The sequence below is a fragment of the Lichenibacterium minor genome, assembly GCF_004137685.1.
Lineage (GTDB): Bacteria > Pseudomonadota > Alphaproteobacteria > Rhizobiales > Beijerinckiaceae > Lichenihabitans > Lichenihabitans minor.
This window is the reverse complement of sequence record NZ_QYBB01000020.1, coordinates 14090-34131: the sequence shown is the minus strand read 5'-3', so window position 1 is coordinate 34131 and position 20042 is coordinate 14090. Positions and strand designations below refer to the sequence as shown.

The following is a 20042-nucleotide window of genomic DNA, read 5'->3' as shown; positions in this document are numbered from 1 at the left end:
CCCCGCCGCCCGCCCGCCCTTCGCCTGCCGCCCGAAGCGATCCCGCCGATGCCGAAGTCCATGCGCCCGAGCGATGCCGGTGCCCACCCCACGGCCGATGCCGATGCGGAGCATGTCCGCATCCTCCAGCTCGCCACCGTCACCCGCTTCAGCCCGGCCATGCTCGGGGCCAACGCCGCCTGTGCGGTGGTGATGACGCTTTCGCTGTGGCGGGAGGTCGGCGTCGGGCTCGTGGCGTGGTGCGCGGTCCTGCTGGTGCTGTCCCTCCACCGGGTGCTGCTGCTGAACCGCGCGATGCGGGAACCCGACCATCCCTTCAACCGGCGTTCGCCGCGCCGGAGCGTCGTCGATGCCGTGCTCGCAGCCCTCCTCCTCAACGGCGCCCTGGCGTGGATCCTGGCCCACGCCACGGGCCTGGCGCTCGCCACGGTGGTGTGCCTGCTGACCGGCGTGTTCTGGGGCGGCAGCATCGTCTTCGCCGCCGTGTTCCCGGCCGCGGTCGCCTTCGTGGGCGTCACCCTCGCGCTGTCGGTCGGCGGGATCCTGGCCGGCGGGCACAGCCTGTGGCACCTGTGCCTCGCCGCCATGTTCGCTTCGGGCTGCGTGCTCGCCCTGCGCAACGCGCGCCAGCAGGCCGGGCTCTTCGCCGCCGGGGTGCGCCAGAGGCTCGATCTCGAGCGCCAGGGCGACCTGATCGGCCTGCTCCTCCGGGACTTCGAGGAGCAGACGAGCGACTGGCTGTGGGAAACCGACGCGCGATCCCGGCTTCGCGACCCTTCGGCGCGCTTCGCCCAGGTCCTGGCCCGTCCCGCGCACGCCATCGCGGGCCGGGCGCTGGACGACCTGCTCGCCGATCCCGCGACGCCCGGCAACGCCGTGGCGCTCGCGGAACTCGGGCGCCACGTCGCCGCGCGTCGCCCCTTCCGCGACCTCGTGGTGCCGCTCCGCGCCGGGATCGAGCCGCGCTGGTGGACCCTGTCCGGGCGGCCCACCGTCGACGGGAGCGGCGCCTTCGCGGGATACCGCGGCGTCGCCGGGGACATCACCGAAACGCGGCTCGCCCAGGCCCGGGTGGAGCACCTTGCCCACCACGACGCCCTGACCGACCTGCCGAACCGCGCGTCGTTCTGTGCCGCGCTGGCCCGCGCGCTGCTCCGCCCCGAGCGTGCCGGCGCCGCGGTGGTGTCCCTCGACCTCGACGGGTTCAAGCCCGTCAACGACCGCTACGGCCATCCCGTCGGCGACGCGCTGCTGGTCGCGGTGGCGGAGCGGCTGCGCGCGGCCGTCGGGCCGGACGCGCTGGTGGCGCGCTTCGGCGGCGACGAGTTCGTCGTGCTGGTCGAGCGGCCGTCCGGGCTCGGGGCCGTCGAGGCCCTGTGCCGGCAGGTCGTCGCGCGGCTGGCCGAGCCCTTCCTGGTACTGGGCGAAGGCGTGACGGTCGGCGTCAGCGTCGGCGTGGCCTTCGCGCCGACGGACGGCGACACGGAGGACGCCCTGCTCAAGAGCGCCGACGCGGCGCTCTACCGCGCCAAGGCCGAGGGGCGCGGCACGGTGCGGTTCTTCGAGCCCGAGATGGACCGCAAGCTGCAGGAGCGCGAGCGCCTCGTGCAGGACCTGCGCGGCGCGCTGGGCCGCGACGAGTTCGTGCTGCACTTCCAGCCCTACGTCAGCGCCGAAGGGGGCGCCGTCACGGGGTGCGAGGCGCTGATCCGCTGGCGGCACCCGGTGCGCGGCCTGGTGTCGCCCGCCGACTTCGTCCCGCTCGCCGAGGAGCAGGGGCTCATCGGGCCGATCGGCGCCTGGGTGATCGAGCGGGCCTGCGCCGAAGCGGCGCGCTGGGAGGCCGGGCAGCGCGTGTCCGTCAACGTGTCGCCGCTGCAGTTCCGGGACCGCTCGCTCCCGGGCACCATCCTGGAAGCGCTGACCCGCTCGGGCCTGGCGCCGTGGCGGCTCGAAGTGGAGGTGACCGAAACGGTGCTGATCGACGACGCCGACGCGGCGCTCGACATCCTGCGCCAGATCCGCGCCATGGGGGTGCGGGTGGCGCTCGACGACTTCGGCACCGGCTATTCGTCGCTGAGCTACCTGCGCCGCTTCCCGTTCAACAAGATCAAGATCGACCGCTCCTTCGTCCAGGACCTGACGTCGCGCGACGACAACCGCGTCATCGTCCGCGCCATCCGCGACATCGCCAAGGGGCTCGGCATGACCATCACGGCCGAGGGCGTCGAAACGACCGAGCAGGCGGAACAGCTCCGCCTGACCGGCTGCGAGGAGCTGCAGGGCTACCTGTTCAGCCGTCCGCTGGCGGCCGACCAGCTCGGCCTCGGCGAGGCCGGGCCGGGCCGGGCCGCCTGACGGGCGGCCGTCACCGGGAGGGCCGGCCGGCCACGAACCCGCGACGGCCCGCAAGGTGGTGGTGCCGGGGCGCGGAAATGCGGTAGAAGCCACGCGTCGCCCCCGTCCCGGTTCACCGATTGATCGCGCCGCTCCCTCCCCATTTCATCGTCGCCGAGGATCCCGAGAGCCCGCCCGCGGGGCTCGCAGGGGCCGTGGTGGCGATCGGCAATTTCGACGGCGTGCATCGCGGCCACCAGGCCGTGATCGGGCGGGCGCGGGCGCTGGCGGCCGAACTCGGGCGACCCACGGCGGTGCTGACCTTCGAGCCGCATCCGGGCGACTATTTCGCCGGCGTGCCGACCATCTTCCGCATCACGCCGCCGGCCGCCAAGGCGTTGGCGCTAAGCCGGCTCGGCACGGTGGACGGCATGGTGGTGCGCAGCTTCGATTCGGGCTTCGCGTCGCTGGGCGCCGAGGACTTCGTCGCCGACGTGCTGGTGCGCCGCCTCGGCATCGCGGCCGCCGTGGTGGGCTACGACTTCCACTTCGGCAAGGGGCGGGCGGGCACGCCGGCCTACCTCGTCGACGCCGGGGTGCGGCACGGCTTCGCCGTGGCGGTGATCGACAAGATCGTGGCGGACGCGCGGGGCGACCTCGCCGCCGTGTCGTCGACCGCGGTCCGCCGGGCGCTGGAAGCCGGCGACGTGTCGCGCGCCGCGACGCTGCTGGGCCGGCACCATTTCGTGCTGGGGCAGGTGGTGCACGGCGAGAAGCTCGGCCGCACGCTGGGCTTCCCGACCGCCAACCTCCGCCTCGACCCTGCCGCCAGGCTCGCCCACGGCATCTATGCCGTGAAGGTCCGCACCTCCTCGGGCGAATACGGCGGGGTCGCGTCCTACGGCCGCCGCCCGACCTTCGACAACGGCGCGCCGCTGCTGGAATCCTTCCTGTTCGACTTTTCCGGCGACCTGTACGGGCAGGACATCGAGGTGGATTTCGTCGGCTGGATCCGCGGCGAGGAACGGTTCGACTCCGCCGACGCGCTGGTGGTGCGCATGAACCTCGACGCCGCGGAAGCGCGGTCGATGCTGGCGGGCTAAGCAGACATTCGTGGGTTGGCCCACGAATGTCTGCTCCTCTTCACAGGGAAAAATGGCAGGATCGCGTGGGCGAGCCCACGCGATCCTGCTTAGGGCGCCCCGCGAGCCGCCGGCTTCGCCGGGCGTGCCCCGGGTCGCCCGATGGGCTACAACCCCGCCATGTCCGACGTCGCCCTCACGGTCCCGAAGCCCATCGTCCATCGCGTCACGCTCCGCGCCCTGGCGCTCGGCGCCCGGCTCGACGCCGCGGGGCTGGAGCGGCCCGACACGCTGTCGACCAACCCGCTCGCCTTCTCGGTCGGCCCCACCGGCTTCGTGGCGCTGTACCGCTTCGGCGTCGCCGTTCTGGTGGGGCTGACGCCGCTGGAGGAGGACGACGTGCTGCGCCAGATCCGCCCGCGCGTGTCGGGCGAGCGCGAGCGCGTCGACGACGAGACGGCCGTGCTCGAAGTGGCGCCCGAGGGGGCGGACCAGGTGTCGCCGGGCGGCCCCATCCAGGTGCGCGACCTGTCGGCCGCGCGGCTGCTCGTGCTCGCCGACGCCCTCGCCAAGTCGGTGTCGCTCGCGCGCGACGAGCGCGAAGTCAACGCCGTGCTCGACGTGATCGAGCCCTTCGCGCTGGGCCTGTCGCGCACCGGCCGCCCGCCCGGCACGCGACGCGCCATGCTGCGGCTGATCGGACAGGCGCTGCTCGTCCAGCACCGCCTGTCCGGCCGCGTCGCCGTGGAGGAGAAGCCCGACGTCCTTTGGGACCGGCCCGACCTCGAGCGGCTCTACGCGCGCGTCGAGGACGAATACGAGCTGAAGGAGCGCACCACCGCGCTGAAGCGCAAGCTCGACGTCATCGTCGAGACCGCCCGCGCGCTGACCGACGTCATCGAGGCGGACCGCACCACGGGGCTCGAGATCGCCGTCGTGGCGCTGATCGTCACCGAGATCCTGCTCACCCTCGCCCAGATGGTCTTCTTCCGTCACGCCTGATCCGCGCTGCGAACCGATGGAGCCGGGTCACGAGCCCGCGCGGCGTTCGGGCGAAGCCGACATCCGCGTGGCCGAGCCGTCGGACGGATGCCGCGAAATGCTGCCGCCTCGGCAGGCAGGGTGTGATGAAAGACAGATCAGACGGGCCTGTCTGAGATCGGGCATTCTGCCAATTCTATAAGCAATCGATGACAACCGTATGAACGCGACCGCTTAACATCGCGTAGACGATAAAACCAGGTATAGCGCGTGGAACTCTGTCCGATCAGCCGCATTGCGGATAGGACAGACCGCGACGGGCGAGGCCCGCGGAGTTCTTTCCATGCTGCGTTGGATGATGGCCTTGGCGGCGCTCTGCGTCGGTTCCGCCGCGTTGGGGTTCGGCCACGTCACGCCGATGAGCGGGACGCTGTCGGGCGTCTGCCTCGCGGTCTTCGCCCTGTCGGCGACGCTGCTGATCGGTTCATTCGAGGCCTACGAGACCCAGGCCGTCCGCCGCGACCGGGACGACGGCTGAGGCCGTCCCGCCCGCCGCGGCATCCCACACCTTCGCGAAGGCGTTGGGGATCGGCTCGCGGGCGAGTTGCGCCGGCCCCACCCACCGGCATCCTTCCGGCGCAGCCCCCGACCGCGAGCGCCCCCGGTACACGTCGAGCGTCAGCGCGAAATGCGTGAAGACGTGTTCGACCTGCCCGACGCGCTCCAGCGCGGCCCCGCTGGCCTCGGCCATCTCCGACGCGGCCGGCGCGGCGGGCCCCCAGTCCGAACCGAAGAATTCCGTCATGCCGCCGAGCAGCCCCTTCGAGGGCCGGGTGCGAACCAGCACGGCCCCGTCCGCCCGCTCCACCACCGCCATGGCGCCGAAGCGGCGCGGGACCGCCTTCCTGGGCAGCTTGCGCGGGTAGAGCGCCTGGGTGCCGGCGGCGCGCGCGGCGCAGGACGCCGTCAGCGGGCAGATCGCGCAGGCCGGCGACCGCGGCGTGCAGATCGTGGCGCCGAGGTCCATCGTCGCCTGGGCGAAGTCGCCCGGCCGGGCGCGGGGCACCAGCGCCGCCGTCAGCCGCCGGATCTCCGGCCGGGCCGCCGGCACCGGCGTTTCGACCGCGTGCAGCCGCGTCATCACCCGCTCGACGTTGCCGTCGACCACGGTGGCGACCTCGCCGAACGCGATCGCCGCCACCGCGGCGGCCGTGTAGTCGCCGATGCCGGGCAGGGCGCGCAGCTCCGTTTCCGTCCGGGGGAAGCGCCCGCCGTGGCGCTCGACGACGGCGGCCGCGCAATCGTGGAGGTTGCGGGCGCGGGCGTAGTAGCCGAGGCCGGCCCATTCCTTCAGCACCGCTTCGCGCGGCGCCGCCGCCAGCGCGGCGACGTCCGGCCACAGGGCGAGGAAGCGGGCGTAGAAGCCCTTCACGGCGGCCACCGTGGTCTGCTGCAGCATCACCTCGGACAGCCACACCGCGTAGGGGTCGGGCTCGGCCCCGCCCACCGCGCGCCACGGCAGGGCGCGGCGGTGGCGGTCGTACCAGCTGAGCAGCGCGGCGGTGACGGCGGGGGACGCGGGCATGGGTTTCCGGTAAGGTCCGGGCGGCGGGGACCCGAGGGCTAACAGCCCCGACTGGGCGAGGGAAGCGCGGGGATGGCCGGGGCGGGGCGGACGAGATACGGCGGGCGGCCGCTGGCCGACTGGGTCGACGGCTGCATCGCGCCGTCGCTGGCCCGGTTCGGCTTCGGCGAGGTCGACATCGTGTCGGGCTGGGCCGACATCGCCGGCCCCCGCGTCGCCGCCTTCGCCGAGCCGGTCGAGATCAAATGGCCCCGCAAGGGCGCGTCCTCGAAGATGCCGAAACCCGGCGCCGACGACCCGCCCGAGCCCGGCGGCGGGCGCCCGCCCGCCACCCTGGTGGTGCGCGTGGAGGGTGCCTTCGCGCTCGAACTGCAGCACCTCGCGCCGCTGCTCATCGAACGCATCAACGCCCATCTCGGCTGGCGCTGCATCGGCAAGCTGGCGCTGCGCCAGGCGCCCCTGGCGGGCCGGCCCGCCCGGGCGGCGCCCACCCCGCCGCCGAAGCCGGCCGCGATCGCGGCGGCGCGCGACCTCACGGGCGGCATCGACGACGAGGGCCTGCGCGACGCGCTGGTGCGGCTCGGGGCGCGCAGCCTGAAAGCGCGCTGAGGCCGCGTTTCGCCGGACGCCGCCTCGCGGGGCGGTCGCGCGGATGCGGCGCGAGCGGCGGATTTCCTCCCGCCCCGATCTGCATTAAAGACGGCTCAGTTCCCGCGACGGCGCCGTCGCCAGCCTCGAAAGGTTCCCATGCGCGGTCCCGTCCTTCCCCGCCGTCGCGCCGTCCTGGCCCTCGCCGCAGCCCTGACCGGGCTGGCGGGCCTCGCCGCAGCGGCGCCCGCTTCCGCCGCCGACCAGACCGTGCCGGTCGCCCAGCTGATGGCCGAGCCGCCGTTGCCCGACCTGTGGATGGGCTCGAAGGACGCGCCCGTCACCATGATCGAATATGCGTCCATGACCTGCACGCATTGCGCGGCCTTCCACGCCGAATCCTGGCCGACCCTGAAGTCCAAATATATCGACACCGGCAAGGTCCGGTTCGTGCTGCGCGAGTTCCCGCTCGACCCGCTCGCCACGGCGGGCTTCATGCTGGGCCGCTGCGCCGGGCCGGACAAGCGCAACGCCATCACCGACCTGCTGTTCGACCAGCAGAAGAACTGGGCCTTCGTCGACAAGCCCGTGGAAGCGCTGGAGAACACCGTCAAGCAGGCCGGCATCACCCACGACGCCTTCGAAGCCTGCCTGAAGGACCAGGCGCTCTACAACAAGGTCAACGCCGAGCGCGACGCGGCCGGCAAGGAGTTCCACGTCGACGCCACGCCGACCTTCTTCATCAACGGCGTGAAGCATCCCGGCGAGCTGAGCGTCGGGGACCTCGACAAGATCCTGGAGCCGCTCGTCAAGAGCTGATCCCCTTGGACGGCCTCGCCCTCGCCCCGACCGACGCGCCCGACGCGGGCGACGTCGCGCTGATCGAGCGCGAGCTCGTCGCCTTCAACGTCGAGCGGTCGCTGCCCTACGACCGGCGGCCGCTCTGCGTCTTCCTGCGGGACGGCGCCGGCCGGGCCGTGGGCGGCGTCACCGGATCCACCAATTGGGGGTGGCTGTACCTCGACTGCTTCTGGCTGCCCGATGCCTTGCGGCAGGGCGGATGGGGCGGACGGGTGCTCGCCGCCGCCGAAGCGGAAGCGGTCGCGCGCGGCTGCCGCCGCGCCCGCCTCTACACCTACTCGTTCCAGGCCCAGAGTTTCTACGAGCGGCACGGCTACACGGTCTTCGGCACGCTGGAGGACGACCCGCCCGGCCACCGTCAGGTCTGGATGCGGAAGGACCTGTCGGCCTGATGCGCCCGCTCAGGGCAGAGCGACCTCATCGGGCGCGAGCCCGTCGCGCGTCTTCCGGCGCCACGGCATCACCCGGAAAAAAGGGATCTGCACGCCGCCGAGCAGAACCGTCCGGACGTGATGGAGGCGCGCGAGGCCCGGTTCGAGGGGCAAGTCGACCTCGACCCGGAGCGTGTCGTCTTCTCGACGAGACCGCGACCGCCACCTCAGCCAACCCCGTTCGAAAGGCAGCGGCTCAAACGCCTCTGCCGTCTTGTATCGCTTGGAGCTTCCCCGAAACGCACGCGATAGCGACGGCTGAAATCGCTCATATGGACAAAGCCCCATCGAGATGCGATATCGGCGATAGATATATCACTCAAGGGAGATGCTTGTAGATCGATACGGACGCAATATAAACGTCTGTCCGTAATGTACTGTATGGGAGTTTTTTGAAATGCTTTCTTGAACGAGCCCTGTATGCTGCGAACTCCAACCCCGACATACCGAGATATATCCGATAATAAAATTTTTGTATGAAGGTTTTCCTCGATATACAAAACTGTCATATTTAATGCTTTGTTCGGGCAATTAGGATTATTTGATAAGTGGTTTTTGCTGGACCGTGGCCATATCGTCAGTAAACGATACATCAAAACTTCCTCAAAGAGAGGAAACAAGAGGTCTGTAATCTCGACTCCAGTTCTTAGCCTTCTAAAAACCTGTTCCATTGTTGTTTTTAGATTTTGAAGCGGCTCAAGAGTTGCATCCACCAAAGGAATAAAGTCGGGCGTGGGCAAATCGGTGTCTTCACCCTCAACTACAAAATGCGCCTTGTTGAGAGCAGATCGGGTCACGGAGGCACTGATAGCGGCGAATCCAGACGAAAATTCTGCATCCCGCATGCAATCAAGCATGACCATCATGGCTTTATGGGGTTGGCCAATATGCTCAAGGCGCTGCTCACGGCACACCATAGCGCCATCAGTCACAAAGCGGATCGTGACGACATCGGCATCAAATTTAGGAATCGCGTGGAAGCCGGTCTGAAATGACGTGTGCCAAAGACCCATTATTTCAGTCTGCCCACCTTCGATCACGAACGACGGCATAAGACCCTCTAGGGGTCGAAACTCGACTGGAATACCAACAATTTTGTTGAATTTCTCAACCTGCAAGGGCGTATTCGCAGTGAAGGAGAAAACCTGGTGAATATTCCGACGCGCGTTGATGTCTGATGTTTGCATGATAAAACTTCGATGAGCAGGCCCTAGAGGTCGTATAGGTGTTCACCGCGCGAAAGGCAAAAATCTAACCTAGAGCCGCTGCCTTTCGATCTGAGTCGACCGAAGTAGCGGGCGGACTGCCGGTGGGGTTTCATGGTGTCGTGACCACGGAGGGCACGAGCCTTGTCGCTGGACCTGCGCGAGCGGGGGATCGCCGCCATCGCGGCGGGCGCCTCGTGCGGGCAGGCTGCGGAGCGGTTCGGGGTCGCCAAGGCGAGCGCGATCCGCTGGCACGCGCGGTTCCGGGCCGAGGGCGGGATCGCCGCCGAACCGATGGGCGGCGACCGGCACTCGCACCGGATCGAGGCCCATGCGGCGCTGATCCTGCAGGCCTGCGCGGCGCGGCCGCAGGTCTTTCTGCGCGAGGTGCGGGACGTGTTGGGTAAAAGCGGGGCTACCGCGAGCCTGAGCGGGCTGCCGCGCTTCTTCCGGCGCCACGGCATCACCCGGAAAAGAGGGATCCGCACGCCGCCGAGCAGAACCGTCCGGACGTGATGAGGCGCGCGAAGCCTGGTTCGAGGGGCAAGTCGACCTCGCCCCCGAGCGCGTCGTCTTCCTCGACGCGACCGCCACCAACATGGAGCGGCGCTATGGCCGGGCGTAGCCGCACGGCCACGACAAGGCCACCACCGTCACGGCCGCGCTGCGGGCGAGCGGCCCCCTCGCGATCGATCTCATGGACGGTGCCACGAACGGGGCGACACGGTGGTGATGGACGACCGCGCCGCCCACAAGGTGGCCGGCGTCCGCCAAACGATCGAGGCGGCAGGAGCGCAGCTGCGCTACCTTCCGGCCTGCAGTCCCGACTTCGAGCCGATCGAGCGAGCCTTCGCCAAGCTCGAAGCCCTGCTGCGCACCGCGGCAGGGTCGGCCCCCGCTCAGCGCTTCTGCCCGGCGATGACGCCGTTCTGGGTCAGCACCACCCAGCGCTCGCCGCGCTTCTCGATGGACAGCACTTCGCCGGCGCCGTCGAGCATCGAGCCCGGCTTGACCACCGACAGGCTGGAGCGGGACTCGACGAGCGCCTTGCCGTCGAAGACGTCGCGCAGCGTGAAGTTCGGCAGGGCCGGGCCGTCGGGGGCCCGGCGGGGCCGGGCTGCCCCGGCGGAGCCCGTGGCGCCGCCCGGCGCCGCAGCGGCCCCGACGGATCCGGTCGGGGCGAAGTCTACGCCGCCGTTGTCCGCGGTTTCGGTGGGGGCCGGCGCCGGGGACTTCGGTCCCGCGTGCTGGGCGCCGGCGGCCTGGTACAGGCGGTCGTAGCGGGCGAAGACGTTGAAGTTGCCCGACGGCACGACCTCGCCGGTCGAGAAGATCAGCGCGTAGGTGGCGAAGCCGGCCGAGGCCGTCGCGGCGCCGATCCCGAGCCCGTGCCACAGCCAGTCGCCGAGCGGGCGGGCGATGGCGGTCATGGGGGCCGCCGCCACGGCCTGGGGCTTGGCGGCCATCCCGGCCGTGGCGGTGGCGGGTGTCACGAGGCGCAGGTGGTCGGCGGAACGCGGCTTCGCGGACGGCATGGGGACGCTCATCTCTGCTTCTGGAGGGCGTTGGCGAGGTCGCGGAAGGCGTCTTCGCTGGGCTTGGTGCCGGGGGACTGCACCAGGGCTTCGTAGATGCGCGGCACCATCAGCACGGCCTGGTCGAGGTCGCCGTCCGAGCCGGCGCGATAGGCCCCCATGGCGCGCAGGTCGCGCGTGTCCTCGAACCGGGTGATCAGCTCGCGCATCTTGCCGACCAGCACGCGCTGCTCGGGCGTCCACACCTGATGGGCGAGGCGCGACAGCGACACGCCGAGGTCGATGGCGGGGTAGCGCCCCTGGGCGGCGATCTTGCGGTCCAGCACGATGTGGCCGTCGAGCGTGCCGCGGATCGTGTCGGCCACGGGGTCGTTGTGGTCGTCGCCGTCGACCAGCACGGAGAACACGCCCGTGATCGACCCCGAGCCTTCGAGGCCGGGGCCGGCGCGCTCCAGCAGCTTCGGCAGGTCGGAGAAGACGCTCGGCGCGTAGCCGCGCGCCACCGCGGGCTCGCCCGCCGCCAGCGCCACGTCGCGCGCCGCATGGGCGTAGCGCGTCACGCTGTCGACGATGAGCAGCACGGCGTCGCCCCGGTCGCGGAACCATTCCGCGACGCTCATCGCCGTCTTGGGGGCGAGGCGCCGCATCATCGGGCTCTCGTCACCGGTCGCCACCACCGTCACGGCGCGGGGCCGGTTGGCGCCCAGCGCTTCCTCGATGAACTCGCGCACCTCGCGCCCGCGCTCGCCCACGAGCGCGATCACCACGGTGTCGAAGCCCTTGGCGTCGGCCAGCATGGCCAGCAGCGTCGACTTGCCGACGCCCGAGCCGGCGAAGATGCCGATGCGCTGGCCGGGACAGATCGGGCAGAAGATGTCGAGCGCCTTGACGCCGGTCTTCAGGGCGCCCTTGACGCGGGCGCGCTTCAGCGCGGGCGGCGGCTCCGCGTCGGCCGACATGGGGGTGCGGCCGGTGACGAGCTCGCCCAAGCCGTCGACCGGGCGGCACAGGGCGTCGATGACGCGGCCGCGCCACGACACGTCGGGCGAGAAGCGCAGCGGCCCGGTGCGGCGGACCTTGAGCCCCAGCCGCGCTTCCGCCCCGGCCCCGAAGGGCTTCACGGTGGCGCCCGTGCGGCCGACGCGGACGATCTCGCCCCGCTCCTCGCCGCCGCCCGCGTCGAACGCCACGGTGTCGCCGAGGCGCACGAAGGGCGACAGGCCGGCGACGCGGTAGGCGGTGGGCGCCACGTCGGCGACGACCCCCGAGCACCGCACGAGCGGCTCCTCGGCGAGGGCGCCCCGCACCGCGGCGCCCAGGCGCGCGACGGCGTTCACGACTGGCTCCCCAGCGCCTTGATGGCGTCCTGCAGGCTGGTGTCGGCGGTCTGGTTGGCCTGGGTGACGCCGTCGAGGTTGTGCTGCACGTTGATGAGCTTGGTGATCTCCAGCACCGGGTTGATGTTGGAATTCTCGACGAAGCCCTGCAGCACGCCCGTGGCGGCGAAGTCGAGCACCGGCGTCGCCGCCTGGTCGGGGATCACCCCGGATCCCGCCGCCCGCGTGAGGTGGGCCGAGGGGTCGATCGAGAACAGGCCGATGGCGCCCATCTGCGCGCCGTTCTGGGTGATCATGCCGTCGGACGAGATGGTGGGGGCGCCCCCCGCGGGATCGAGGATCAGGCCGGATCCGCCGGCGTCGAGCACGGCGTCGCCGTTGACGGTCAGGAGCTGGCCCGTCGGCGACATCTGCATGCGGCCGTCGTGGGTGTAGACGGTGCCCTGCGCGGTCTTGACCCCGAACCAGGCGTCGCCCTGCACCGCCACGTCCAGCGGGTTGTCGGTCTTCACCCGTTCGCCGCCCGAGCGGTCGATGTAGTCGGCGCCGTTGGCGCTGAACGCCACGGGGGTTTCGCCCGTCTGCGACAGGACGGTGTCGAACGTCACGCCTTCGGCCTTGTAGCCGGCGGTGTTCATGTTGGCGATGTTCTGCGCGATGGTGGTCAAGCGCCGCTCGACCGTCATCTGCCCCGACAGGCCGACGTAGAAGCTCGACTGCATGGCGCCCTCAGCCCCCCTTGTTGAGTTTGGCGAGGCTGAGCAGCAGGCTGGAACTGACCCCGCTCTGCGTGGACGAGCTCGAATCGAACAGGTTCAGCACCGAATCTGCGGCATAGGTGGTGCCGACGCCGTTGGCGGCGTCGAGGATCGACGTCGTCGCGTCCGACGTGTCGGCCAGCAGCACGTTGCTGGCGGTGGTGGCGTTGGCGACGTCGTATTGGGCCGTGTAGCGCTTGATGATCTTCGCCACCTTCGTGGAATCCTGCAGGTCGGCGATCGGCACCACCTTGGTGAGCAGCGCCGCCTGGGTGTCGATGTCGCTTTGGCCCAGCGTCGACGAGATGCCGAAGGCGGTCTCGACCACGCCGAGCATGGTCGAGTCGGCGAGCAGGCCGTAGACCGACGTGATCGACGACGCGTGGCGGGAAAAGTAGAGGGCGTTGGAAACACCCTGGTTGGTCTTGGCTTGGTTGTCCTCGAGGGTCTGCTCGATGTATTTCGCCGTCGTGCCGGTCGTGGCGGCCGTCGTCGTGGTGGCCGATGCGCCGTTCGCGGCGAAGTTGAACGCGGTGGCGAAGGCCTTGTAGCGGGGGTCGCTCAGCGTGTTGGCCAGGGCGGTGCTGCTCGACACGCCGCCGTTCAGCACCTTGGTCATCAGGCCCTTGGCATAGGTCATGTCGGACAGGCCGAAGGCCTTCATGGCATAGGAAAACAACTGATAATTGTTGACGAACTGGGACACGCTCGTCACCTTGCCGATGTTGGCGAGGTAGTAGTTCGTGGCGCTCTTCACGTCGCCCTGCGCCGCCGTGGCGGCCTGCTGGCGGCCGAGGTTGTTCGAAACCGCGAGATAGGCGGCGGTGGTGGAGATCACGGTCCGTCCCTCCGGGGTCCGATGGCGGCGGCCCGCGCGGGGCGCCGGCCTTCTCCGGCCAACCTCGCCCCGGCGTCTTGCCCGAGGCTGGCGCGGGGCCGGGCGCGGGTGTCCACGCCGGACCCGCGGCGAGCCCGGCCCGGACTTCGTGCCAGCCCCGCGCAAGCGGCTTCGGGCTTCCTCGACCCGACGAGGTCCGCGCCCGCTCCGGCGCGCCGTCGGAGGTCATCCCTTGAGTTTCATCATCGGCATCGTCGTGGCCCTGGGCTGCATGATCGGCGGCTACGTCGCGGCCGGCGGCCACCTGGGTGTGATCTGGCAGCCCTATGAGCTGATCATCATCTGCGGGATGGCGCTCGGCACCTTCATCATCGCCAACCCGCTCAACACCATCAAGGACACCGGCAAGGCCATCGGCCAGTCCATCATGGGCAAGGCGCCCAAGAGCCGCGACTACCTCGACCTGCTCGGCATCATGTACACGCTGATGAAGGAGCTGCGCGGCAACGCCCGCAACGAGGTCGAGGGCCACATCGACAACCCGAAGGAATCGGCCTTCTTCCAGAAGTACCCGAAGGTGCTGGCCGACACCGACCTGACCGCCTTCATCTGCGATTATTGCCGGCTCATCATGATCGGCAACGCGCGCAGCCACGAGATCGAGTCGCTGATGGACGAGGAGATCAACACCATCATGCGCGACAAGCTGAAGCCCTACCAGGCGCTGCAGGGCACGGCCGACGGCCTGCCGGCGCTCGGCATCGTGGCGGCGGTGCTCGGCATCGTCCACGCCATGGGGTCGCTCGACCAGCCCCCCGAGGTGCTGGGCGAGCTGATCGGCGCGGCGCTGGTCGGCACCTTCGCGGGCATCTTCCTGTCCTACGGGCTGGTCGGGCCGCTCGCCACCATGGTCAAGGTCAACCGCGACAAGCGCGCCCGGCTCTACGTCATCATCAAGCAGTCGCTGCTCGCCTTCATGAACGGCGCGGTGCCGCTGATCGCGCTGGAACACGGCCGCAAGACCATCTCGTCCTACAGCCGGCCGTCGATCGACGAGGTCGAGAACGAGACCATGGGCGGCGGCGCGGCCGAGCCCGCCAAGAAGGCGGCGTGACGTGACGGCGCTTTCGACCCCGCTCGACCCGTCCTCCCAGGCGCCGCGGCGCTGGTTCGACCGGGCCGCCCCGAGCCTCGGCGCCCGCATGCCGCTGTTCGGGGAAGCGATGAGCCTCGTCGCCGCCGCCTGGACGGACGGCTTCGGGGCGCTCACCGCGGCGCCGGCCGCCTTCGCTTTCTCGGGGCTGGCGGAGGCGCGGGTGGCATCCCTGCCGCTGCGCCGCGGGCGCGAGCCCGTGTTCGCCGTGCTCGACGCGCCCGGTTGGGGGACGGAGATCGCGCTGCAGTTCGACCGGGCCTTCGTGTCCGCCGTCGTGGAAGCCCTGTTCGGCGGTGACGACGGCGACGAGGAGGGCGCGCCGACGGGGCCGCTGACGGCGGTCGAACGGCGCATCGCGGAAGTGATCGCCGTGCAGGCGACGGACGCGCTCAAGGCCGGCTTCGCCGACGTCCTGCCCTCGTCCTTCGTCTTCGAGCGCGTGCAGCAGAAACCCGACCTCGCCTTCCTGGGGCGCCCCAACGCCGCCGTGGTGGTGGCGACGCTGACGCTCCGGGCGCTCGGCCGGACGGCCGAGATCGACCTCGTGGCCGCCCGCGCGGCGCTCGACGGCTTCGCCGAGCGGCTGGCGGTGCTGCCCGCCGACGAGCCGGAGAACACGGACCCGCGCTGGTCGGAGCGGCTGGAAGGGCAGGTGTCACGGGCGCCGATGACGCTGTCCGCCCTCGTCGAGCTCGACCGGATGACGCTGGGCGCCCTGGCGGCGCTGAAGGTCGGCCAAGTGGTGACGCTGCCGCGCGACGCCGCGCAGGACGTGCGGCTCGTGTGCGAGGGGCGGGACCTGTTCCGCTGCGACCTCGGCCAATCCGGCGGCCATTACACGGTGCGGATCGACGAACCCGTGCCGGCGGCCCTGGCGGAGCTTTGAAGCCGGGCGGCGGAGATGCCGGCGCATCTCCGTCGCGGCGCGCTCCGGCGACCGGCCCGCGGGTCAGCGCACGCGGCGCAGGATGTCGAGCATGACGCGGTGCATGTGCTCGTTGCCGGCGAGGATCGAGCCCGCGCCGAGCAGGTCGTCGCCGCCGTCGACCGTGGTCACGAAGCCGCCGGCCTCGCGCACCAGCAGCGCGCCCGCCGCCACGTCCCAGGACTTCACGCCCCGCTCCCAATAGGCGTCGCAGGAGCCGGCCGCCACGTAGGCGAGGTCGAGCGCCGCGGCGCCGAAGCGGCGCAGCACCCCGGCCCGCGCCATCACCTCGGCCATTTCGGCCTTGAAGCGCGGGTGCAGCGACGCCCGGCCGAGCGCCGGGATGCCGCAGCCCACGAGCGCTTCGGCGATGTCGCGGCGCGCCGCGACGCGCAGGCGGCGGTTGTTGAGGTAGGCGCCCTGGCCGCGCTCGGCGAAATACATGTCGTCGGTGGCGGGGTTGTAGACCACGCCGGCGACGATCTGGCCTTCGCGTTCGAGCCCCACCGACACGGCGAAGACCGGCACGCCGTGGAGGAAGTTGGTGGTGCCGTCGAGCGGGTCGATGTGCCAGGTGTGGCTGCGGTCCGTGCCCTCGACGCGGCCGCCCTCCTCCATGACGAAGCCGTATCCGGGCCGGACCCTGGACAGCTCCTCGAAGATCGTCTTCTCGGCGCGCTTGTCGGCGGCGGTGACGAAATCGCCGGGCCCCTTCACGGACACCTGCAGGTTCTCGATCTCGCCGAGGTCGCGCTTCAGCCCGCGCCCGGCCTTGAGCACGGCGGCGGTCATGACGTTCATCAGGGCGGAGCGGATCATCGAAGGGCCTGCGGGGGGAAAGGAGGGGGTGGGGTCGTGCGCCTTGCCTCCGCAAGTGGACCGAAAGCGCCGGTGGGGCAAGCCTCGGCGCCGCAGACCAGCCCGTCCCGGCCGGGCGCCGGGGCCGGCGGCCCGCGGCCCGCGGGAGCGCCGGCCTCGCCTCAGTTCGCCAGCGTGTCGTGCAGCCCGTCCTCGACCTTGGCCCGGTCGGCCGGGGCGAGGCCCGCCAGCACGCCGTCGAGCCAGGGGTCGGACACGCCGGCGGCGCGGGCGAGCAGGTGCCAGCGCGCGGCCGCGACGCCGTCCCGGCGCACGCCCCGGCCCGCCGCGTAGAGCCGCGCCAGCCGGTTCGCCGCCACGGGGTTCCCCGCATAGGCGGCCATGCGGAAGTAGCGCGCGGCCGCGGCCTCGTCCCGGGGCACGCCCTCGCCGTTGAACAGCGCGATGCCGTAGTCGAGCTGGGCGGCGACGTCGCGCTGGTCCGCCGCAGCCTTGAACAGGGACGCGGCGCGCGCGGGCTCGCGCGGCACCCCCTCGCCGGCCTTGTACAGGTTGCCGAGCGCGTAGGTGGCGTCGACGTCGCCGAGGTCGGCGGCGCGCGCGAAATAGGATGCGGCCTTGACGTAGTCGCGCGTGTTCACGTCGGCCTGGAGCGTCACGACGCCGAGGTTGTAGAGCGCGCCGGGATGGCCCGCCGCGGCCGCCTTCTCGAGGTAGGGCAGGGCGGCCGGCACGCTCTTCGGCACGCCCGTGCCGCGCAGCAGCGCGAGGCCGTAGGAGAAGCTGCCCTGGCGGTCGCCGTTGTCGGCGGCCAGCTTGAACCAGCGGTCCGCTTCGGCGGCGTCCTCGCGCACGGCGAGGCCCTGGCTGTAGATTTCGCCGATCAGCTCCATGGCGGCCCCGTCCTTCGGGTCCTTGGCCAGGCGCTCGGTCGCCTGTGCCAGCGCGGTGGCGAAGTAGCCGCGCTGGAAGGCGCCGTACGGCTTGTCGGATTCGGGCACGCCCGGGCGGCCGGGGGCCGAAGCGGCGCCGGGGCTCGTTGTGGAAGGCAGGAAGGGGACGGGCGCCGCGGCGGCGGCCGGCGGAGCGACCGCGGCTCCCCCGGCGAAGAGCGGCGGCGGCGCCGCGGCGGCGGGCGACGCCGCGAGGAGGATCAGCAGGGCGGAGGAGCGCCGGCTCAAGCCTCGACCTCTTCGGCGGCGAGCGCGGCCTCGGCGCGGTCGAGGGCGGCCCGGGCTTCGGCGACGGCGGCCGCCGGGCCGCGCGGGTCGTCCCAAACGGCCGCGCCGAGCGCCACGAACTCCGCCCCCGTCAGGCCCAGGCCTTCGACCTCGGCGAGCGAGCGGGCGAAGCCCACGCAGGGCACGTTGAAGATCTCCGCCCACCAGCCGACCTCGTCGAGGACGTCGGCGGGCGCGGGCCCCTCGGCGGCGAAGCCGGCGTCGCCGAGCATCACGTAGTCGGCGCCCGCTTCGCCGGCCCGCATGGCGTCGTCGCGCGAGCCGAGCCCCCCGGCGCCGGCGATGCGGTCCGGCTTCATGCTGTCGAGCGCCGCCGCGAGGGCGTCGTCGGCCCCCGCCGCGTGGGTGCCGTCGGCGCCCGTGTGGGCGACGAGGCGCGGGTTCTCGAGCAGCAGCGCGGCCCCGCGGTCCTGGACCAGGGGGGCCAGCGCCCGCACCACCTCCTTGCGGTCCCGCTCGGAGGACGCGGCGAGGCGCAGCAGCACGCAGGCGACGTCGCCGGCGCCGAGCGCGGCCTCGATCGCGGGCCGGGCGGCCTCGGCGGAGGACGCCGGTGCGGTGACGAGGAAGAGCCGGGTGCGGGGTTCGGTCATGGGACGGGGCTTCGCGAAAGGACGACGCGCTTATCTGCACGGATTCCGGCGAAACCGCGACTCCCGCGGGCCGGGCCCTCGACCCGGCGCGCGGGAGCGGGCATCCTCCCCGGATCGCGGGCCGTCCGAAGCCCGTCGCCCGGGAGGCCCCCATGTCGCTGTTCGATCTCACCGGCAAGGTCGCGGTGGTGACGGGGGCGTCCCGCGGGATCGGGCGCGCCGTCGCGCTGCGGCTGGCCGAGCACGGCGCCCGCGTGGTGGTGTCGTCCCGCCACCGAGACGCCTGCCAGGCCGTCGTCGACGAGGTCGAAGCCGCCCGCGGGCCGGGCCGGGCCCTGGCGGTCGAGGCCAGCATCTCGTCGAAGGACGACCTTTCGCGCCTCGTGGACGAGACGGAGGCGGGTTTCGGGCCGGTCGACGTGCTGGTCTGCAACGCGGCCTCGAACCCCTATTACGGGCCGCTCGCGGGGATCGGCGACGCGCAGTTCCGCAAGATCCTCGACAACAACGTGCTGTCCAACCATTGGCTGATCCAGCGCGTGGCGCCCGGCATGGCGGCGCGCGGGGGCGGCTCCATCGTGGTCGTGTCGTCGATCGGGGGGCTGCGCGGCTCGCCGGTGATCGGCGCCTACAACGTGTCGAAGGCGGCCGACCTGCAGCTCGCCCGCAACTACGCGGTGGAGTTCGGGGCGCGCAACGTCAGGGTCAACTGCATCTGTCCCGGGCTGATCCGCACCGATTTCGCCCGCGCGCTGTGGGAAGACGAGGCGGCGCTGGCGGAGCGGCTCAAGGGCACGCCGCTCGGCCGCATCGGCGAGCCCGACGAGATCGCCGGCGCGGCCGTGTTCCTGGCCTCCGACGCGTCGCGCTACTGCACCGGCCAGGCGATCGTCATCGACGGCGGCGTGACGATCTGAACATCGGATTCGAGGCCTCCGGCCTTCGGCGTGGGTGGGGCGGAGCCCCGCGAGGAGAGCATCATGGCGGGACCCTTCGACCTCGGCGGCCGGGTGGCGATCGTGACGGGCGGCAACGGCGGCATCGGGCTCGGCATGGCGCGGGCGCTCGTGACGGCCGGCTGCGCCGTGTCGGTGTGGGGCCGCGACGCGGGCAAGAACGCCGCCGCGGTGGCGGCTCTGTCGGCCGGGGGCGCTTCGGTCGACGCGCGGCTCTGCGACGTGGCCGATCCCGGTTCCGTGCAGGAGGGCTTCGACGCCGTGCTGGCGCGCTTCGGCCGGGTCGACGGGGTGTTCGCCAACGCCGGGATCTCGGGCGGGGGGCGGCGCTCCTTCCTGGAGCGCGAGCCCGCCGAATGGCGCGACGCCTTCGCGGTCAACCTCGACGGCGTCGTGAACGCCTTCCGGGCGGCGGGCCGCCACATGGCGGAGCGGGCCGCGGGCGGCGACGCCTTCGGGCGGCTCGTCGCGACGTCGAGCGTGGCGTCGATCCTCGGCGCCGCCCGCAACGAGCATTACGGCGCCACCAAGGGGGCGCTGAACGCGCTGGTGCGGGCCCTGGCGGTGGAGCTCGCGCGCCACGGCGTCACCGCCAACGCCATCCTGCCGGGCTGGATCGAGAGCGACATGACGGCGGGGCTGATGGCCAACCCGAAGTTCGTGGCGAACAGCCTGCCGCGCATCCCGGCCCGCCGCTTCGGCCGGCCGGAGGACTTCGGCGGCATCGCGGTCTACCTGATGAGCCGCGCGTCCGACTACCACACCGGGCAGGTGCTGGTGATCGACGGGGGATACACGGTGGCGTGAGCCGCCC

20 protein-coding genes and 2 pseudogenes are annotated in these 20042 nt (G+C 71.6%); 13 read left to right on the top strand and 9 right to left on the bottom strand.

Annotated elements, in window-relative coordinates:
* Window positions 1–48: 48 nt before the first annotated feature.
* From D3273_RS16640 to D3273_RS16625, 4 genes are all read left to right on the top strand, one after another.
* Window positions 49–2358 (top strand): putative bifunctional diguanylate cyclase/phosphodiesterase, encoded by a 2310-nt coding sequence (locus D3273_RS16640; protein WP_245501220.1) that lies wholly within the window; start codon window positions 49–51, stop codon window positions 2356–2358.
* Between the two features lie 119 nt (window positions 2359–2477).
* Complete coding sequence (locus D3273_RS16635) at window positions 2478–3440, top strand: bifunctional riboflavin kinase/FAD synthetase (protein WP_129228018.1); 963 nt, start codon at window positions 2478–2480, stop codon at window positions 3438–3440.
* Between the two features lie 141 nt (window positions 3441–3581).
* Window positions 3582–4421, top strand: a complete 840-nt coding sequence (locus tag D3273_RS16630; RefSeq protein WP_245501219.1) for an RMD1 family protein — start codon at window positions 3582–3584, stop codon at window positions 4419–4421.
* A gap of 322 nt (window positions 4422–4743) precedes the next feature.
* Window positions 4744–4938, top strand: a complete 195-nt coding sequence (locus D3273_RS16625; protein ID WP_129228016.1) for a hypothetical protein — start codon at window positions 4744–4746, stop codon at window positions 4936–4938.
* Here D3273_RS16625 and mutY read toward each other — a convergent pair.
* The gene (gene mutY, locus D3273_RS16620) at window positions 4885–5985 is read right to left on the bottom strand and encodes an A/G-specific adenine glycosylase (protein ID WP_129228015.1); all 1101 of its coding nucleotides are present in this window, start codon (window positions 5983–5985) and stop codon (window positions 4885–4887) included. The two genes, D3273_RS16625 and mutY, sit on opposite strands and share 54 nt — an antisense overlap.
* Before the next feature lie 72 nt (window positions 5986–6057).
* Between mutY and D3273_RS16615 the strand changes: the two genes are divergently transcribed.
* The 4 genes and pseudogenes from D3273_RS16615 to D3273_RS29240 all read left to right on the top strand — a co-directional run.
* Entirely contained in the window at window positions 6058–6594 is a 537-nt protein-coding gene (locus D3273_RS16615) for a DUF721 domain-containing protein (RefSeq protein WP_129228014.1), read from the top strand.
* A 138-nt stretch (window positions 6595–6732) separates the two neighbouring features.
* On the top strand, window positions 6733–7392 hold the full coding sequence (locus D3273_RS16610; RefSeq protein ID WP_129228013.1) for a DsbA family protein: 660 nt from the start codon (window positions 6733–6735) through the stop codon (window positions 7390–7392).
* Window positions 7393–7397: 5 nt separating this feature from the next.
* Window positions 7398–7826 (top strand): GNAT family N-acetyltransferase, encoded by a 429-nt coding sequence (locus D3273_RS16605; RefSeq protein WP_207210799.1) that lies wholly within the window; start codon window positions 7398–7400, stop codon window positions 7824–7826.
* Window positions 7827–7872: 46 nt separating this feature from the next.
* A pseudogene (locus D3273_RS29240) lies at window positions 7873–8009 on the top strand (IS630 family transposase); the annotation flags it as partial.
* Window positions 8010–8032: 23 nt separating this feature from the next.
* Here D3273_RS29240 and D3273_RS16600 read toward each other — a convergent pair.
* Window positions 8033–9052: a helix-turn-helix transcriptional regulator gene (locus tag D3273_RS16600; RefSeq protein WP_129228012.1), complete on the bottom strand. Its 1020-nt coding sequence runs from the start codon at window positions 9050–9052 to the stop codon at window positions 8033–8035.
* Window positions 9053–9214: 162 nt separating this feature from the next.
* Here D3273_RS16600 and D3273_RS29235 point away from each other — a divergent pair.
* Window positions 9215–9955, top strand: a pseudogene (locus D3273_RS29235) (transposase); the annotation flags it as partial.
* Between the two features lie 14 nt (window positions 9956–9969).
* Here D3273_RS29235 and D3273_RS29230 read toward each other — a convergent pair.
* The 4 genes from D3273_RS29230 to D3273_RS16575 are packed head-to-tail and all read right to left on the bottom strand — an operon-like array spanning window position 9970 to window position 13538.
* Window positions 9970–10605 carry a hypothetical protein gene (locus D3273_RS29230; protein ID WP_245501228.1) on the bottom strand — a complete coding sequence of 212 codons (636 nt, stop codon included), beginning with the start codon at window positions 10603–10605 and terminating at the stop codon, window positions 9970–9972.
* Between the two features lie 8 nt (window positions 10606–10613).
* Window positions 10614–11942, bottom strand: coding sequence for a flagellar protein export ATPase FliI (gene fliI, locus D3273_RS16585; RefSeq protein ID WP_129228009.1), 1329 nt, complete (start codon window positions 11940–11942; stop codon window positions 10614–10616).
* Window positions 11939–12664: a flagellar basal-body rod protein FlgF gene (gene flgF, locus D3273_RS16580; protein ID WP_129228008.1), complete on the bottom strand. Its 726-nt coding sequence runs from the start codon at window positions 12662–12664 to the stop codon at window positions 11939–11941. Before flgF ends, fliI begins: the two co-directional genes overlap by 4 nt.
* Before the next feature lie 7 nt (window positions 12665–12671).
* Window positions 12672–13538: a DUF1217 domain-containing protein gene (locus D3273_RS16575; protein WP_245501218.1), complete on the bottom strand. Its 867-nt coding sequence runs from the start codon at window positions 13536–13538 to the stop codon at window positions 12672–12674.
* A 232-nt stretch (window positions 13539–13770) separates the two neighbouring features.
* Here D3273_RS16575 and motA point away from each other — a divergent pair, with 232 nt between their 5' ends.
* Both motA and D3273_RS16565 read left to right on the top strand, forming a co-directional pair.
* On the top strand, window positions 13771–14652 hold the full coding sequence (motA, locus tag D3273_RS16570) for a flagellar motor stator protein MotA (RefSeq protein WP_129228007.1): 882 nt from the start codon (window positions 13771–13773) through the stop codon (window positions 14650–14652).
* 1 nt (window position 14653) lies between these two features.
* Window positions 14654–15580 carry a flagellar motor switch protein FliM gene (locus D3273_RS16565; RefSeq protein WP_129228006.1) on the top strand — a complete coding sequence of 309 codons (927 nt, stop codon included), beginning with the start codon at window positions 14654–14656 and terminating at the stop codon, window positions 15578–15580.
* Between the two features lie 63 nt (window positions 15581–15643).
* Here the strand turns inward: D3273_RS16565 and D3273_RS16560 are convergent, their stop codons facing one another.
* From D3273_RS16560 to D3273_RS16550, 3 genes are all read right to left on the bottom strand, one after another.
* On the bottom strand, window positions 15644–16438 hold the full coding sequence (locus D3273_RS16560) for an inositol monophosphatase family protein (protein ID WP_129228005.1): 795 nt from the start codon (window positions 16436–16438) through the stop codon (window positions 15644–15646).
* Window positions 16439–16599: 161 nt separating this feature from the next.
* Entirely contained in the window at window positions 16600–17619 is a 1020-nt protein-coding gene (locus D3273_RS16555) for a tetratricopeptide repeat protein (RefSeq protein ID WP_129228004.1), read from the bottom strand.
* Entirely contained in the window at window positions 17616–18272 is a 657-nt protein-coding gene (locus D3273_RS16550) for a thiamine phosphate synthase (RefSeq protein ID WP_129228003.1), read from the bottom strand. Before D3273_RS16550 ends, D3273_RS16555 begins: the two co-directional genes overlap by 4 nt.
* Window positions 18273–18424: 152 nt before the next feature.
* Between D3273_RS16550 and D3273_RS16545 the strand changes: the two genes are divergently transcribed.
* Both D3273_RS16545 and D3273_RS16540 read left to right on the top strand, forming a co-directional pair.
* The gene (locus D3273_RS16545) at window positions 18425–19189 is read left to right on the top strand and encodes an SDR family NAD(P)-dependent oxidoreductase (protein WP_129228002.1); all 765 of its coding nucleotides are present in this window, start codon (window positions 18425–18427) and stop codon (window positions 19187–19189) included.
* Window positions 19190–19252: 63 nt separating this feature from the next.
* Window positions 19253–20035 (top strand): SDR family NAD(P)-dependent oxidoreductase, encoded by a 783-nt coding sequence (locus D3273_RS16540; protein WP_129228001.1) that lies wholly within the window; start codon window positions 19253–19255, stop codon window positions 20033–20035.
* Window positions 20036–20042: the final 7 nt, after the last annotated feature.

Excerpts from the sequence above, each read along its gene's own strand:
- D3273_RS16640 (WP_245501220.1), top strand. The coding sequence starts at position 49 with ATGCCGAAGTCCATGCGCCCGAGCGATGCCGGTGCCCACCCCACGGCC.
- D3273_RS16630 (WP_245501219.1), top strand. The coding sequence starts at position 3,582 with ATGGGCTACAACCCCGCCATGTCCGACGTCGCCCTCACGGTCCCGAAG.
- D3273_RS16625 (WP_129228016.1), top strand. The coding sequence starts at position 4,744 with ATGCTGCGTTGGATGATGGCCTTGGCGGCGCTCTGCGTCGGTTCCGCC.
- mutY (WP_129228015.1), bottom strand. The coding sequence starts at position 5,985 with ATGCCCGCGTCCCCCGCCGTCACCGCCGCGCTGCTCAGCTGGTACGAC.
- D3273_RS16615 (WP_129228014.1), top strand. The coding sequence starts at position 6,058 with ATGGCCGGGGCGGGGCGGACGAGATACGGCGGGCGGCCGCTGGCCGAC.
- D3273_RS16610 (WP_129228013.1), top strand. The coding sequence starts at position 6,733 with ATGCGCGGTCCCGTCCTTCCCCGCCGTCGCGCCGTCCTGGCCCTCGCC.
- D3273_RS16600 (WP_129228012.1), bottom strand. The coding sequence starts at position 9,052 with ATGCAAACATCAGACATCAACGCGCGTCGGAATATTCACCAGGTTTTC.
- D3273_RS29230 (WP_245501228.1), bottom strand. The coding sequence starts at position 10,605 with ATGCCGTCCGCGAAGCCGCGTTCCGCCGACCACCTGCGCCTCGTGACA.
- flgF (WP_129228008.1), bottom strand. The coding sequence starts at position 12,664 with ATGCAGTCGAGCTTCTACGTCGGCCTGTCGGGGCAGATGACGGTCGAG.
- D3273_RS16560 (WP_129228005.1), bottom strand. The coding sequence starts at position 16,438 with ATGATCCGCTCCGCCCTGATGAACGTCATGACCGCCGCCGTGCTCAAG.
- D3273_RS16550 (WP_129228003.1), bottom strand. The coding sequence starts at position 18,272 with ATGACCGAACCCCGCACCCGGCTCTTCCTCGTCACCGCACCGGCGTCC.
- D3273_RS16545 (WP_129228002.1), top strand. The coding sequence starts at position 18,425 with ATGTCGCTGTTCGATCTCACCGGCAAGGTCGCGGTGGTGACGGGGGCG.
- D3273_RS16540 (WP_129228001.1), top strand. The coding sequence starts at position 19,253 with ATGGCGGGACCCTTCGACCTCGGCGGCCGGGTGGCGATCGTGACGGGC.